Source organism: Acidobacteriota bacterium, from assembly GCA_016195325.1.
In the GTDB taxonomy this organism is placed as follows: Bacteria; Acidobacteriota; Polarisedimenticolia; order JACPZX01; family JACPZX01; genus JACPZX01.
In genome coordinates, this window is the sequence record JACPZX010000084.1 from 20502 (window position 1) to 35858 (window position 15357).

The 15357-nt window shown below is 70.9% G+C and carries 15 protein-coding genes; 10 read left to right on the forward strand and 5 right to left on the reverse strand.

Annotated elements, in window-relative coordinates:
- The first annotated feature begins 8 nt into the window (after positions 1–8).
- The 10 genes from HY049_15500 to HY049_15545 all read left to right on the forward strand — a co-directional run bounded on the left by HY049_15500 (position 9) and on the right by HY049_15545 (position 10523).
- Positions 9–2066, forward strand: coding sequence for a hypothetical protein (locus tag HY049_15500; protein ID MBI3450305.1), 2058 nt, complete (start codon positions 9–11; stop codon positions 2064–2066).
- Positions 2063–3301 (forward strand): hypothetical protein, encoded by a 1239-nt coding sequence (locus HY049_15505; protein MBI3450306.1) that lies wholly within the window; start codon positions 2063–2065, stop codon positions 3299–3301. The genes HY049_15500 and HY049_15505 overlap by 4 nt, the downstream gene beginning before the upstream one ends.
- 291 nt (positions 3302–3592) lie before the next feature.
- A complete protein-coding gene (locus HY049_15510; GenBank protein MBI3450307.1) occupies positions 3593–4585 on the forward strand; it encodes a c-type cytochrome in 993 nt (330 codons plus the stop codon).
- Positions 4510–5952, forward strand: coding sequence for a cbb3-type cytochrome c oxidase subunit I (locus HY049_15515; GenBank protein ID MBI3450308.1), 1443 nt, complete (start codon positions 4510–4512; stop codon positions 5950–5952). Before HY049_15510 ends, HY049_15515 begins: the two co-directional genes overlap by 76 nt.
- A gap of 10 nt (positions 5953–5962) precedes the next feature.
- Positions 5963–6625, forward strand: a complete 663-nt coding sequence (locus tag HY049_15520) for a cbb3-type cytochrome c oxidase subunit II (GenBank protein MBI3450309.1) — start codon at positions 5963–5965, stop codon at positions 6623–6625.
- Positions 6622–6933, forward strand: coding sequence for a hypothetical protein (locus tag HY049_15525; GenBank protein MBI3450310.1), 312 nt, complete (start codon positions 6622–6624; stop codon positions 6931–6933). Before HY049_15520 ends, HY049_15525 begins: the two co-directional genes overlap by 4 nt.
- A complete protein-coding gene (locus HY049_15530; protein ID MBI3450311.1) occupies positions 6930–7106 on the forward strand; it encodes a hypothetical protein in 177 nt (58 codons plus the stop codon). Before HY049_15525 ends, HY049_15530 begins: the two co-directional genes overlap by 4 nt.
- Positions 7094–9241, forward strand: a complete 2148-nt coding sequence (locus tag HY049_15535) for a cation-translocating P-type ATPase (protein MBI3450312.1) — start codon at positions 7094–7096, stop codon at positions 9239–9241. Before HY049_15530 ends, HY049_15535 begins: the two co-directional genes overlap by 13 nt.
- Positions 9238–9855, forward strand: coding sequence for a hypothetical protein (locus tag HY049_15540; protein ID MBI3450313.1), 618 nt, complete (start codon positions 9238–9240; stop codon positions 9853–9855). The genes HY049_15535 and HY049_15540 overlap by 4 nt, the downstream gene beginning before the upstream one ends.
- Entirely contained in the window at positions 9852–10523 is a 672-nt protein-coding gene (locus HY049_15545; GenBank protein MBI3450314.1) for a sulfite exporter TauE/SafE family protein, read from the forward strand. Before HY049_15540 ends, HY049_15545 begins: the two co-directional genes overlap by 4 nt.
- 69 nt (positions 10524–10592) lie before the next feature.
- On the opposite strand, the gene HY049_15550 is transcribed toward HY049_15545, so the two are convergent.
- From HY049_15550 to HY049_15570, 5 genes are all read right to left on the reverse strand, one after another.
- Entirely contained in the window at positions 10593–12065 is a 1473-nt protein-coding gene (locus HY049_15550; protein MBI3450315.1) for an OmpA family protein, read from the reverse strand.
- 11 nt (positions 12066–12076) lie between these two features.
- Positions 12077–12958, reverse strand: a complete 882-nt coding sequence (locus tag HY049_15555; GenBank protein MBI3450316.1) for a DUF481 domain-containing protein — start codon at positions 12956–12958, stop codon at positions 12077–12079.
- A gap of 59 nt (positions 12959–13017) precedes the next feature.
- Complete coding sequence (mscL, locus tag HY049_15560; protein MBI3450317.1) at positions 13018–13437, reverse strand: large conductance mechanosensitive channel protein MscL; 420 nt, start codon at positions 13435–13437, stop codon at positions 13018–13020.
- Between the two features lie 146 nt (positions 13438–13583).
- Positions 13584–14744, reverse strand: a complete 1161-nt coding sequence (gene ispG / locus HY049_15565) for a (E)-4-hydroxy-3-methylbut-2-enyl-diphosphate synthase (protein ID MBI3450318.1) — start codon at positions 14742–14744, stop codon at positions 13584–13586.
- Positions 14745–14783: 39 nt separating this feature from the next.
- Positions 14784–15357: putative metal-binding motif-containing protein (locus HY049_15570; GenBank protein MBI3450319.1), on the reverse strand; the 574-nt coding region annotated here is incomplete at its 5' end.

A 15357-nucleotide genomic window follows, 5' to 3' on the forward strand; every position in this document is an offset into this window, starting at 1 on the left:
CCAATCCTATGACCCGCGCCCACGCTTCGAGACGCCTCCTCGCGCTGCCGCTGTTCCTCCTCGCGGCCGCGCTCCTCGTCGCCACCCCCGCCGAGGCGCAGCTCAGGAAGGGGAAGGCCCTCTCCCCGAACCAGAAGAGCTGCGTCGATTGCCACTCGAAGGAAGCGGCCGCCTACAACGGGCGCGCCTCCAGGCACGAGCCCGTGCGCGACGGGAATTGCGAGGCCTGCCACCTGAGACACGGCGTCGTCGGCGTCCTCCGTCTCGCGGCCGGCGATCCCGATCTCTGCCTGACGTGCCACACGATGGAGGGGGCCGCCGCGCAGAGGACGGGCTCGAGGAAGGAGGCGGTGACCGCGCGCCCCCTCCCGGCGCACAGGTTCGCCCATCCTCCCGGCTCGGAGCTGAGGTGCGGCGCATGCCACGACCCGCATGGCTCGGACAACCCGGGCCTCCTCAAGGCGGCGGGGTCCGCCGCGTGCCTGACCTGCCACAAGCCGGAGAAGTTCCAGGGAGCGTCGATCCATCCGGCCGACAAGGTCTCCTGTCTGACCTGCCACGACCCGCATGGGACGGGGCGGCCCGGGAGCCTGTCGAAGGAGCCGGCGAAGCTCTGCGTCTCGTGCCACGACGGGAGGAGCGAGGCCGAGAAAAAGGGACACGGGCCGAATCCGCCGCCGGCGTCCACCTGCCTGTCGTGCCACACGCCTCACGCGTCGGGGACGAAGGGGTTGATGCGCCGCAACGTCCACGCGGCGATGACCGGCGAGGGGTCGTGCGAGACCTGCCACGTGACCGAGGGGGAGACGGGGAAGAAGTTCGCGCTCGTCGCGAGCGTCCCCGATCTCTGTGTGACGTGCCACGACGATCCGCGGAAGGCGCCCGCGATAGCCGGCGCGCCGGCGAAGGTCCATCCGCCCGTCGCCGCAGGGGAGTGCCTCACCTGCCACAACCCGCACGCCTCCGATCAGGATCGCCTGCTGAAGGCGCCCCAGACGGAGCTGTGCGGGACGTGTCACGCGGAGGCGAAGGCGGCCCGGGAGGTGAAGGCGCCGCACGCTCCCGCGAAGGAGGCGTGCACCGGCTGCCATCAGCCGCACTCCGGGCCCGACAAGCTCCTGAAGGCCCGGGCCCCCGCTCTTTGCGAGACCTGCCACGCCGGCGTGGGGCCGCAGGCGGCGCGCAAGCACCCTCACCCTCCCGCCGCGGCGGGCGAGTGCCTGACGTGCCACAACCCTCACGGATCCGATCACAAGGGATCGCTCAAGGAGCCCGCCGCCACTCTCTGCCTCTCGTGCCACGAAGATCTCAGGAAGGACGTCGAGGCGAGGAACGTCCACAGGCCGTTCCAGTCCGGAGATTGCGTCGCGTGCCACGAGCCGCACGGCGCCGACACCGAGCACCTCGTGGCGGCCGACATCGGCAAGGCGTGCCTGAAGTGCCACCAGAAGGAGATGGACGCCCTTCCCGAAAAGGGGAGGCACGCCCCCTTCGCCGCCGGCGAGTGCCTCTCGTGCCACAAGCCCCACGCCTCTCCGAACGAGAGCCTCCTCGCGACGGAAGCGGGGGCCCTCTGCCGCTCGTGCCACGACGCGCTTCCGGGTGAGAAGGACGCCGCGACGCGGCACCTCCCCGTGGCGAGAGGACAGTGCCTCGCCTGCCACGGCCCGCACGGCGGGAGCGGCGCGGCGCTCCTGAGGCGCGACGACATGCGCGCGCTCTGCCTGAGCTGTCATGGCGAGCAGTCGAAGCAGATGATGGGCCGCAACACGACGGTTCACCCTCCCTTCGCGAGGGAGTCGTGCCTGGCGTGCCACGTCGCGCACGCCTCGCCGACCGAGAGCCTTCTCGCGAAGGAGCCGGCCGCGCTCTGCACCACCTGCCACGATCCGACGAAGGCCGCGGTCCGCACGGCGCACAAGGGGCTTCTCGCCCCCACGACCGACTGCACGACGTGCCACGCGGGCCACGCCTCCGAGAAGAAGAAGCTGATGCTTCCCGCCCAGCATCCTCCCTTCACCGACGGCGACTGCGCCGTCTGCCATCAGGGAGGAGGCAAGCCGTGAGACGCCATCTCGCCCTTCTCGCCGCGGCGATCCCGATCCTCGCGGGGATCGGCGTCTCCTCCTCCCGGGCCGCCGGGGGGACGGCCGCGGCGACGATCGCGTGCGCCTCGTGCCATGACCAGCCCGCGGCGTGGGGGAAGAAGGCGGTCGTCCACGCTCCCGTCGCGGCCGGAGGGTGCGTCGAGTGCCACAACCCTCACGCCTCCCGCCACGATCGGCTGCTGAAGTCCACCCCCCGGAAAACCTGCCTCTCGTGCCACGTGGACATCGCGGAGAAGATCGGGAAGGAGGGGGCGCACGACGCCCTCAACACGGAGAAGTCCTGCCTCTCGTGCCACGATCCGCATGCCTCCGATCGGCCGAAGCTTCTCCTCGACGACGCCGCGAAGCTCTGCGCCGGATGCCACGAGGAGATCACGAAGCAGGCGGGGGCCCCTCACGGCCATCCGCCGGCGGCGAAGGGGGACTGCCTCAAGTGCCACGATCCCCACAGCGCACCGCGCCCGTACCTCGCGCTGAAGGAGGAGCCGGCGCTTTGCACCTCCTGCCACCCCCTCGCCTCCCCGAAGATGGGGACGGCGCACAAGGGGATCTCGATCGCGGAGGCGAAGTGCACGGGCTGCCACCTGCCGCACGGCGGGACGGAGGCGGGGATGATCCGGCCGACCGCGCACGCTCCGTTCAAGGAGGGTTCCTGCGACACCTGCCACGACGATCCGAAGGCTCCCCCCGCATCGGTCGCGGCGAAGCTCCCCGACCTGTGCGAGGCCTGCCACGAGCCGCGCAAGGGGGGACACCCGGTCAAGATCGAGAGGGCCTGCGTGGCGTGCCACACCCCGCACGCCTCCTCCGGCCCCGCGCTCATCAAGGGGCGCGAGCGCCTCGTCTGCCTGAGCTGCCACGCCGACATCGCCGCGAAAAGATCGGGTGCCATCTCCTACCACCCGGTCTTCGGATCGAACCAGGACTGCACGACGTGCCACGAGCTTCACACCGGAAAGACGGAGGCGCTCCTCAAGAAGGGGGACGCCCTCGAGACGTGCAAGACCTGTCACGCCGGGCACGCGCAGTTCGCCCATCCGATGGGAGAGGGGGTGAAGGACCCGAGCCGCCCCGGGAAGAACGTCACGTGCCTCTCCTGCCACGACCCGCACGGCACGACCTTCCGGCAGTTCCTCCTCGCCGATCCGCGGCAGGACCTCTGCGTCCGGTGCCACGGCCTCAACATCAAGTAGAAGTCGGCGGGTGAGGTCCGGTCCTGGTGCGGATTCCGTCAGGACGCGTGCGTGATGTCGCGCACGATGGTGGAGAACGCGCAGCCGCGACCCCCGGCACCGCCCGCCGCTCGGCGTCCATGATTCTCGCCAGATCTCCGGGCCACGCAGCGATTCCCGTCCTCGCCCGCCCGCGACAGAATGGGCTCCGCCATGCGGCACCGCGTTTGCTGGATCGCGGCGAACGCACCGGCGGTCATCGGGACCCCCGGGATGCCTCGATCAGAAGACCTTCAGCCCGCGGAGGAGCTTTTGACCGGACAGTCGCGCTTCCCTCGATCCGTCCCGCTCGCCCTCGCCCTTCTCCTCTGCGCCCTCGTCCTGTCCTGCGCGGCCGGCGCGCCCGCGGCGGGCGCCGGGACGCGCGCCTCCGCCGCTCCCCCGGCGGCGGATCGCGAGGCGCCGGTCGAGGCAAGCGAGGCGAGCGCCGGCCGCCCGCCAGCCGTCAGCCGCCTCCGCGACGGCGAGGCGGTCTACCGCGAGTACTGCGTCGGCTGCCACGGGGTGAAAGGTGACGGCCAGGGGCCGGCCGCCCGATTCCTCGATCCGAAGCCCCGGGATTTCACGAAGGGGCTCTTCAAGTTCGCGTCGGTCGCGTCGGGGGATCTCCCCCGCGACGAGGACCTGATGCGCACGATCACCCGCGGCCTCCCCGGGTCGTCGATGCCCGCCTGGCAGCTCCTTCCGGAGGAGCAGCGTCGCGCGGTCATCGTGTACCTCAAGACCTTCTCGAAGATGTGGTCGAAGAACCAGCCCGGCACGCCGATCGCCGTCTCGGAGAACCCCTTCGCCGCCGGCGGCGGCGCCGCGATGCGGCAGGCCGTCGGGCGCGGGAAGACCGTCTACCACGTCCTCGCCACCTGCTGGCAGTGCCATCCCTCCTATGCGACGCACGAGGAGGTGGCCGCCATGGCGAAGAGCGAGGGGAAGGAGATCACGGTCCGGGAGGGCGCCGACAGGGCGACGCGGGTCGAGGACGCGTGGGATCAACCGCTGATGCCGACCGATTTCCCCAGGCGCCGCATGAAGGGGGGGAGCTCCGTCGCGGATTTCTATCGCACGATCGCAAGCGGCATCGGCGGCACGGCGATGCCGACGTGGAAGGGGGGCCTCGAGGAGCGGGACCTCTGGGCGCTCGCCTACTACGTGAAGAGCCTCGCGGACCGGCGATGGCAGACGACACCCGTCATCCCGGCGCGGCCGATCGAGACGCTGGCGCGCGCCGAGAGTGGAGTCCACCCGTGACGGCTTCGGGAGAGGAACGCTTCGATCGCGATCCGGTCGACCGGCCGATCGTCAAGGCCCACATCGTCGCCGGGCTCATCGCCCTCGCGATCGGCATCGCCACCGGGCTCGCCTTCTCGTTCCAGCTCATCCAGGCCTACTGGTTCCCCGGGGTGGAGTGGCTCTCGCCCGGGCGCGTCCGGATGCTGCACACGAACGTGCTCGCGTACGGCTTCATCGCCAACGTGTTCATCGGCGGCCTGTACTGGGCGGTCCCGCGGATCACGGGGCGCACCGTCGCCTCTCGGAAGCTGAGCTGGATCATCTTCTGGACGTGGCAGGGGATCCTCGTCGCGACGGCCGCGGGGATCCTCGGGGGGCTGGCGCAGGGGATCGAGTGGGGCGAGACCCCGATCTTCATCGACCCTGTGGTCGTCGTCGGGCTCATCCTGGTGGCGCTCAACTTCCTCCCGCCGATCATCCGGAGCGGCGGGAAGCCCCTCTACGTCTCCCTGTGGTACTTCACCGCGGGGCTCATCTGGACGCTCCTGAACTACATCATGGGGAACTACGTCCCGCAGTTCTTCCTCCCCGGGGCGAGCGGCGCGGCGGTGGCGGGGCTCTTCATCCACGATCTCGTCGGCCTCTTCGTGACGCCGCTCGGCTGGGGCCTCATGTACTACTTCGTGCCGACGATCCTGAGAAAGCCCATCTGGAGCCACGCGATCAGCCTGATCGGCTTCTGGGGGCTGGCGTTCTTCTACCCGCTGAACGGCGTGCACCACTTCCTCTGGAGCCCCATCCCGATGTTCGCGCAGTACGGCGCGGTCGTCGCCACCGTGGGCGTCGAGATCGTGGTCACGACGGTCTTCATCAACTTCCTCGCGACGATCCGCGGGAGCGGCTCGGCCCTCGCCACGAGCCTTCCGATCCGGTGGATGTACACGGGGATCTTCTTCTACGTCGTGACCTGCTTCCAGTGCTCGATCCAGGTCCTCCTGACGGTGCAGAAGGTCATCCACTTCACCGACTGGGTCGTGGGGCACGCGCACCTCGTCATGTTCGGGGTCTTCGGCTTCTGGATCTTCGGGATCGTCCTCGAGCTGTGGCCGAAGCTCACGGGACGCGCGTGGTACTCGACGCGGCTCAACACGTGGCACTACTGGCTCACCGCGGTCGGTACCGCCATCATGGTGATCGACCTCACCGCAGCCGGCCTCGTGCAGGGATTCCTGTGGCGCGATCTGGCGCCGTGGGAGGCGTCGCTGGTCGGGTCGTATCCGTTCTGGCTCGTGCGGACGGTCACCGGCGTGCTGATCGCGGCGGGGCAGGTCGCCTTCTTCGTCAATCTCTGGCTGACGGCGCGCCGTCCGGCGGCGACGACATGAGGAGCGGCGCGTGAACCCTCTCGAGCGGCTCGGCACGATCGTCCTCGTGGCGGGCCTCGTCTTCTTCGCCCTCTCGGTGGTCGTCGAGGCGTGGCTCCCGTGGCAGACGCTCCGGCACATCCCGATGCAGAGCGTCGAGCAGATCGCCTCCGTGGTCCCCCTCGACTTCACCGACCTCGCCGCGCGGTATCCCGACCCCTTCCGGAAGTATTACGGGGAGCCCGGCCCGGCGTCCTTCGCGAGGGCGCTGCGCACGGGGCGCGACGTCTACATCGCGGAGGGGTGCTGGCACTGTCACTCGCAGTTCGTCCGCCCGGTCTCGAACGAGGACCGGCGGTTCGGCACGGTCAGCTACGCGGGGGAGTACCAGAACGAGCTGCAGCTCCCTCAGATGTTCGGCACGCGGCGCGTCGGTCCCGACTTGATCCGGTCGGCCGGGAAGCACTCGAACGACTGGCACGTCGCGCACTTCTGGCGGCCGACGGACGTCGTGCCGTCGTCGGTGATGCCGACCTTCACGTGGTTCTACGACGCTCAGGCCGACCCGAACCTTCCGCCGTCGCCGAACGAGCGCGGCCTCGCGATCGTCGCCTACGTCCAGTGGCTCGGGAGCTGGGCCGAGCAGCCGGACGCCGCGCTTCTGGCCGCCCACCCGGCGGAGGAGTCGCGATGACCCCCTTCTTGAGGCGCGCCGTCACGTGGGGCGTCGGCGCCGCGGTCGCCATCGGCGGCGTCAGCTTCGTCTACAAGCTCTATGAGTTCATCGTCGCCGCGAACCGCGGCAATCTGCCGGGGTTCGCCTACGCGACGGTCGTGAGCTACTTCATCGTCACGCTCGGCTTCCTGTGCATGGTCCTGTGGGCTTTCCTCAGGGGGCACTACACCGACATCGAGGAGCCGAAGCACCGGCTCCTCGAGAACGAGCGGGCCCTGGATCGCGAGGGATCCCCGGCGCCGCCGATCCCGGAGGTGCGGCGATGAGCGGTGAGAGGCCCGCGGGGGACGCGCGCGAGGCAGGGGAGCCGGGCGCGCCGACGTACCAGGGGAGCCGCTTCCCATGGTGGCTGGCCCTCATCTGGCTCGCCTTCCTCGCGTGGGGGGGGATCTACATCGCGATGTACTACCTGCCGGATCTGAAGGCATGGCTGAGGTAGCGGGAGCGGGCGCCGTCTGCGCGCAGTGCGGCGTGACGATGCGGGGGAGCGGTCCCGCCCCGGCGCCCGATCTCTTCTGCTGCTACGGCTGCGCTCTCGTGCACCGAATCGCCGGCGCCGGATCGCGACGCCGCGAGCCGGAGTGGATCCTCGCGCGCCTGGGACTCGCCGCCTTTCTCACGATGAACGTGATGGCGATGGCCCTCGTGCTCTACGCCGACGATCCCGCCGCCGCGGTGGACGAGCCGCTCCGGGCCGGGATCGCGGGCGCCCTCAGGTACGTCTCGCTCCTCTTCAGCGCGCCGGTCCTGTTCCTGCTGGGGTGGCCCATCGTCGAGCGCGGGTGGCGCGACGCGCGGCGCGGGGCCCCCGGAGTGGACGCGCTGATCGCGATCGGCGCCCTCGCGGCCTTCGCCCTGAGCGCCTGGTCGACCGTCGCCGGGCACGGGCCGGTCTACTACGAGACGGCGTGCATGATCCTTCTCCTCGTCACGCTCGGGAGGTATCTCGAGGCCCGCGCCCGCTCGAGCGCCGCGGCCTCGCTCCGTGGCCTCGTCTCGGCGGAGCCGCGAGGCGCGACGGTGGTCCGGGGCGGGCGGTTGATCGAGGTCGACCCGGCCTCGGTCCTTCCCGGCGAGATCGTGCGCGTCGCCCCGGGCGGCGTCATCCCCGTCGACGGCCTCGTCGTCGACGGCGAAGGGGGAGTCGACGAGTCGGGCCTCACCGGGGAGTCGGCGCCGGCGCGCCGAAAGGTGGGGGACGCGGTGTACGCCGGCGCGAACAGCGTCGACGGGGCCTTCGCGATCCGGGCGACCGCCACGGGCGCCGAGAGGATGGCCGCGAAGATCGAGGCGATGCTCGAGGCGGCCCGGCGGTCGCGCGCGCCGATCGAGAGGCTCGCCGATCGCGTCGCCGCGCTCTTCGTCCCCGCCGCGATCGCCCTGGCGGCGATCGCGGGCGCTCTCCGGACGGTGGACCCCGGGGCGGGCGCGGGGGTGATGCGGGCCCTCTCGGTGCTCCTCATCGCCTGCCCCTGCGCGCTGGGGCTCGCCACGCCGCTGGCGGTGTGGGAGGCGCTCGGCGCGGCGGCGCGGCGGGGCGTGGTGGTGAGGCGCGGGGAGGCGCTCGAGCGCCTCGCGCGCGTGCGCACCGTCTACTTCGACAAGACGGGGACGCTGACCGACGGGACCCCCCGCGTCTCGGCGATCGCCCCGGCGGGCTGCTCCGAGGCCGACCTGCTGCGCGTCGCCGCGGCCCTCGAGTCGTTCTCGGCCCATCCGTACGCGCGCGCGATCGCGGAGGCCGCGGCGTCCCGCGCGCTTCCCGTCGCCGCGGTCCGGGGCGTCCGGGTTCACGCGGGGGCCGGTGTCGGCGGCGAGGTGTCGCTCGACGGGGAGAGCTTCTTCGCCGCGGCGGTGGGGGGGGGCGAGATGCTGCGTCGCGCCGGAGTCGAGCCGCCGGCCGGCGCGGGGGCCGGCGCGGGCGCGCGCGCCTTCGTGGCGGCGAACGGGCGCGTGATCGGGAGCGTCGACTTCGCCGAATCGCTCCGACCCGGCGCGGCCCGGGCGACCGCGGAGCTGAGACGGCTGCGGGTCGGCGTCGAGATCCTGAGCGGCGACACGCCCGAGGCGGCGGATCGCCTGGCGCGCGCGATGAACCTTCGCGGCCTCGGGGGCCTCTCGCCGGCCGGGAAGGTGGCGGCGATCGAGAGGGGCGAGCGGGCTCGCGGGCCGGCGGCGATGGTGGGCGAGGGGATGAACGACGCCCCGGCCCTCGCGCGGGCGAGCCTGTCCATCGCCCTCGGGAGCGGCTCGGCGGCGGCGCGCGAGGCGGCCGACGTGGGCCTTCGGAACGACGACCTGACGCTCGTCCCCTGGCTGCTCGATCTCTCGAGGAGAACCGTGCGCACGATCCGCATCAACCTCTTCTGGGCGTTCGTCTACAATCTGGTCCTGATCCCGCTGGCCATGGCGGGAGGGCTTCAGCCGATCCTCGCGGCCCTCGCGATGATCGCGAGCAGCCTTCTCGTCGCCGCGCACTCCCGCTCGCTCGCGCGAGAGGGAAGGGCGCGGGCTTCCGCCCCGTCGGGCGCGCGGGCGGCCGGCGGTGGCGTGGTGGAGGCATGGGCGCGATGACGACGATGCCGGGATCGGGCGAGCGCGAGGCGACGCGACGGGAGATCGAGAGGCTCCACGCCGAGGCGCGGCGCCTGGAGAGGGAGCTCGAGGGAGCGCCGGCTTCCGCGTGGCCGCCCCAGGGGTACTACACGCCGTACCACGTCGTCATCGGAATCCTCCTGGGATGCGTCGGCGCGGGGAGCAGCCTCCTCTTCAACGTCGTCGGCTCGCTCCTCGTGGGGCAGCATCCCCTGCAGCTCATCCGCGTCTACCTCACCTTCCCGCTGGGGGAGACCGCGCTGACGCTCGACTCGGGGGTCGCCCTCGGCGTCGGCATCTGCCTCTACCTCGGCACCGGCTGCCTGTACGGCGCCGCGTTCCATCTCGTGATGAGCCGCTGGTTCGAGAGGGCTCCCGCGTCGCGGAGGTTCGCCGTGGCGACCGCCGTGGGCCTCGGCCTCTGGATCGTCAACTTCTACGGAATCCTCTCGTGGCTCCAGCCCCTTCTCTTCGACGGGAACTGGATCGTCACGCTGGTCCCTTTCTGGGTCGCGGGGCTGACGCACCTCGTCTTCGCCTGGACGATGCTCGTCATCGCGCCGTGGGGGGTCTTCGAGCCTTACCCGGGATGATCCTCCTCGTCCCGTTCGTCGCGGCGCTCGCCTTCTCGGGGCATTGCGCCCTCATGTGCGGCGTCTTTCCCGCGGCCGTTCGCGCGGGATCCGGTCATCTCCGGCGCGCGCTGATCCCGCAGGCGCTCTACCACGCGGGAAAGATCTCGACGTACGTCTTCCTCGGCGCCGCGGCGGCCGCGGCCGGGCTGCGCGTCGACGCGCTCCGGATGCCCCTCGGGCTCCTCTCGGCCGCGCTCCTCTTTCTCGTCGGCGCGGCGACCCTCGCGCCGGCCGCTTTGCCTCAGGCGGCGTCGCGGTGGATCCGCGGCTCGCCCCTGTGCGCGATCCTCGCGGATCTGCTGCGCCGCCCCGGGCGGGCGGCGGCCCTTCTCACCGGCGTCTTCAACGGGTTCATCCCGTGCGGCCTCGTCTACGCGATGGCCGCCCGCGCGGCGACGCTCGGCTCGGCGGCGGCCGGGGCCGCCTCGATGCTCGCCTTCGGCCTCGGCACCGTTCCGGCGCTGCTGGTGGTGGGCCTGGCGGTGGGAGAGGTCCCCGCGCGGTTCCGGTCCGGGACCGCGCGCCGCCGGCTGGCGTGGGCGGCGGGGGCGACGTGCCTGATCCTGGGGGGGGTGACGCTCGCCGCGGCGCTCGGCGCGCCCGTCCACAGGCACGCGTTGCGCTGAGCCCGGGTCGTGGCAAGAGAAAGCCCCGGCGGGATCTCTCCCGGCCGGGGCCTTCCGTGCGACCGCGATCTAGTCGGCCTTGTGCAGCTCCACGCGGCGGTTCTTCGCGCGGCCCGCGTCGGTGCCGTTGTCGGCGATGGGATCGGCCTTGCCGTTCCCCTTCGACGACATGCGCGACCCGTCCACGCCCTTCGCCACGAGGTAGCTCACGACCGCCTGCGCGCGCTTCCTGGACAGCGAGACGTTGTAGGCGTCGGCCCCGCGTGCGTCGGTGTAGCCGTCGATCTCGACCTTGACGTCCGGCCAGTCCGTGAGGGACGCCGCGACCTTGTCGAGGACAGCGGACGAGTCGGGAGTGAGGACGGCGCTGTTGGAGTTGAAGTTCACCCCCTCGAGGACGAGCGACTTCTTCGTGTCCGTGAAGAGGGGAGCCGCCTTCGCGACCATCGGGCACCCCTTCGCGTCGACCGGCGTGCCGGCCGGAGTATCCGGGCAGGTATCGATGCCGTCGGCGACGCCGTCACCGTCCGAGTCCTTCGGGCAGCCGCGCGCGTCGACGGTCGCCCCCTTCGGCGTGCCCAGGCAGGCATCGACGCCGTCGGCGACGCCGTCGGCGTCGGAGTCCAGCGGGCAACCGCTCGCGTCGACCTTCGCTCCCTTCGGGGTGTTGGCGCATCGGTCGAGGCCGTCGGCCACCCCGTCGCCGTCCGCGTCGGTCGGGCATCCCTTCGTGTCGACCTTCGCCCCGCGGGGCGTGCCGGCGCACGCGTCGGCGCCGTCCACGACGCCGTCGCCGTCGCTGTCCCTCGGGCAGCCCGCGGCGTCGACCGGGTATCCCTTCGGGGTGTCGGGGCAGGTGTCGATCCCGTCGTACACGCCGTCATGGTCGGCGTCGGTCGGGCATCCGATCGCGTCGACCCTGGCTCCCTTCGGGGTCGAGGGGCACTTGTCCCTGTGATCGGCCACGCCGTCGCCGTCGGCGTCGGGGGCCGGGCCGCCGCCGAGGAACCAGGAGACGCCCACCGTCGCCTCGGCGTTCCCCTGGTTCTCGTTCAGCCCGGCGCCGATGTGCGTCCGGACGAAACGGCCGTCGCCGCGCACCGCGAACTTCGGCGTGAAAAAGTACCGCACGCCCGCGCCGGCGTTCCATCCGAGATCGGTCTGGTCGACGGACGTGCCGGTGATCTTCGTCGACTCCTGGCCGAGACCCGCGGTCAGGTGCCAGCGGAACGGCTTTCCCTCGCGGAAATTGTAGAGGGCGTTGAGTCGGAGAGAGTTCAGCTTGAAGTCGGCGCCGCCGGCGGCGATGTTCGTCTTGAGGAACTGGTACGACGCCTCGACGCTCCATCGCGACGTGACGAAGTAGCCGACGCGCGCGCCGTACAGGAGATCGTTGTCCGGAGCCGACCCGCCGTAGCTGTCGAGCCAGGCGTAGCCGGCGTACGGGCCGATTTCCCAGGCGCCACTCTGTCCCCCGGCCGCCGTTGCCGGCAGGGCCGCGAGGAGGAGCAGAGCCGAGAGTGCGGAGATCTTCTTCAACATGGGGTTCTCCATCAGAAGTTGACGACCAGGGAGGTCGTGAAAATCGTGTCCAGCCTGGCGAGCTCGAAGGGGACTTTCGTGCCGGTCGGGGTCGGGGGCGTACCCGGAGCGAAGAGGTCGATGTCCTTGAACGACGGGCGGTTGTCGTAGAGCCACTGGAGGCTGATCTTGACCGCCAGCCGTTTCGTCATCGAGACCGACAGGGAGTTGGTCATCGTCGCGCGAAGGTCCTTCGTGTCGTTCAGGTTCTCGTCGACGACCGTGTCGTTCGTGTACGCCGTCGACCCGCCGAGCTTCCGGGCCAGAGCCGACGACAGCCTCAGCCCCGCGAAGCTGTCCTGCGTCGTCGGGTCGCTCACGACCTCCTCCTGGTGCGTGTAGGTCGCGCCGTAGTCGGTGCGCCACTTGAACGTGTCGCTGTCCGCCCAGATGTTGCCGACGCCGCCGAAGGCGGTGTAGCGGTTCTGGATCCCGGCGAAGGTGTTCCGATCCCACCCGGCGCCGCCGAACCAGAAGAAGTGATCGGAGATCTTGTGATCGAAGCGGCCGTTGAGGAAGTAGTTCTCGGCCGTGACGACGGTCTGCTTGTTCTCCGTCACGCCGAACGAGCTCGTCGTTCCGACCGCGAAACGGTCGGTGGTGGTCGTCTCGACGCGGATGCCCCCGGCGTTGAGCGTGAAGAGCGATCGCTCCCACGTCCGCGTGAGCTTGTCCTTGAACCCGAGCGTCTGAGTCTCGGTGTTCCCCGACGTGGCGACGTAGCTGAACTCCGCCGAGTCGGCCCACCCGAGCTTCGGGCCGTCGGCGAGGGCCGCCGGGTCGGCGAGGACCAGGATCCCCGCGGTCATGAGGGCCGCTCTTGCGGAGCGGCAGATCGATAAATGCACTTTCATGTCTCCTTTGTGGGTTCAGAACCGAAGGGTGCGGCCCCGAGATCGGGCGCCGCCGGTGGCTACGCCGCGCTCGTGCAGTAGCGGCACTTCTTCGCGACGGCGAGGATCTTCTCGCCGCACTGGCCGCAGTCCTTCATGGCGGGGCCCGGAGCCGCGGGGGGCTCCTTCATGAAGAACTTCGTGATCATGAAGACGCAGAACGCGACGATGACGAAGTCGACCATCGTGTTGATAAAGAGGCCGTAGTTCAGCGTCGGCGCCCCGGCTGCGCGCGCCGCCGCGAGGGAGTCGAACTTCTGGCCGCTGAGGTTGAGGAAGAGGCTGCTGAAGTCCACCTTGCCCAGAACGAGCCCGATGGGCGGCATGAGCAGATCGGCGACCAGCGAGGAGACGACTTTTCCGGCGGCCCCTCCGATGATGACGCCGACCGCCAGGGCCAGCGCGTTCGTCTTGAGCAGGAACTCCTTGAATTCTTTCAAGCGGCACCTCGTCCGTGAGCGCCCGCGCGCGCGGCAGGATCCTCTATTCAGCGGGGCGCCAGTCTAGCCGAGAACCTTGGCCGTCGTAAAGAATCCAGCGGATGGAATGGGCGCCTGCGGTGCGGGGGTTTTCGGGCGGTTCTGCGTCAGTGGACGGCAGCGGCCGTCCTCTCGGCGATGAGGGCGTCGAGCTCCCTCCGGAGGACCTCGAGGACCTCCTGGTACGAGTACGCGCCGACCGTCTCCTCGCCGCGCTTGAGGTTGACCGTGCGGGGACCGCACCACAGTCCGAGATCGGCGTCGTCGGTCTCGCCGGGGCCGTTCACGCGGCACCCCATCACCGCGATCGTGATGGCGTGATCGCGGGCGTACGCGGTGACGTCGCGCACCCTCTCGGCGAGATCGACGAAGGCGTCGTTCTCGACGCGCGAGCAGGAGGGGCACGAGATGATGTTCAGCGCCCTGTTCTCGAAGACCGGGACCGATCGGAACCGGCCGGCGGCGATGTCGTCGAGGATCTTCCTCCCCGCGGCGATCTCCTCCTTCTTGCGGTCGTTCGGCACCGTCAGCGAGACGCGGATCGTGTCGCCGATCCCCCGCGAGAGGAGCTGCTCGAACGCGACGCGCGTCTTGACGATGCCGTCGGGGGGCAGACCCGCCTCGGTCACCCCGAGATGGAGCGGCACGTCGGGCCTCAGGGCGGCGAAGCGGCGGTTCGCGTCGATGACCTTCTTCGGGTCGGAGTCCTTGAGCGACACGACGAACCGCCGGAACCCGAGCGACTCGAGCATCTCCGCGTGCTCGCGCGCCGACTCGACCATCTCGGCGACGTCGTCGTCGCCGAACATCCCCTTCTTGGCGGGGTCCACCGATCCGCAGTTCACGCCGATCCGCAGCGCGCAGCCGTGGCGGTCGGCGGTCTCCGCGAGGAAGGAGACCTTCTCGAGGATGGGGCGGCTCGTCTCGTGGTGGTGGAGGTGCCCGGGATTGTAGCGGAGCTTGTCGACGTGCGGCGCCACCATGGACGCGAGCCGGTAATTCTCCTGGAGGTCGACCGAGAGGGCGACGCGCGTCTCCCCGCGGATCGGCTCGAGGGCGCGCGCGTCGCGCTCCGAGTCGACGGCGATCCGGACGATGTCGGCGCCGGCTTCCTCGAGCTGCCGGACCTGGGCGACCGTCGCGGCGACGTCCTGCGTCTTCGTGGCGGTCATCGACTGGACGGCGACCGGGTGGCCGCCCCCCACGTGCGTGCTCCCGATCCGCACGTCGCGGGTGGGATTGCGGGGGCCTGCCTTCGTCTCGCTCATGGCCCGCATTCTAGCAGGAGCCCGTGCGCCTCCGCACGGTCAGGGGCAGACGTTCGAGTGCTCCCGCTCCACGCCGTTGTCGTCCACGCCCCGCGATCCCTCCACGCCGCCGCGGACCCCGGCGACGAGGTAGAAGGCCCCCGAGCCGACGGGGAGGTTGTCGGTGAACTGGAGGAGCGTCGTCGCCGACGTGCCGAAGCAGAACCCCCCGTTGTGGCCGGCGAGGAGGTCGGCGCGGGTTCCCCGGTAGACGCGGTACGAGTCGGCCCCTCCCGAGGCCACGTCCCACGCGAGCCGCACCTGGCCTGCGGGGTGGGTGATCGTGAGGTTGTCGGTGGCGAAGCACTCGCCGGCCGGCGGCGCGGGCCAGCTGGGGTCGCTGCAGTTGTTGTTGTAGCCGTCGCAAACCTGAGGGGCGCCCGGGCGGACCGACGCGTGATCGTCGTCGCAGTCGGCCGCTCCCGTCGGTGGGAAGAAGACCGTGCTGCAGTACCCGTCGTGGTCGGTGTCGGTGCAGGTGTCCGAGGCGTTCGGGATCCCGTCGCCGTCGCAGTCCCCGACCTTGTGCGGCGTGAAGAGCTGCACGGTGCCAGCGTCGGCGCCGGCCGCGGCG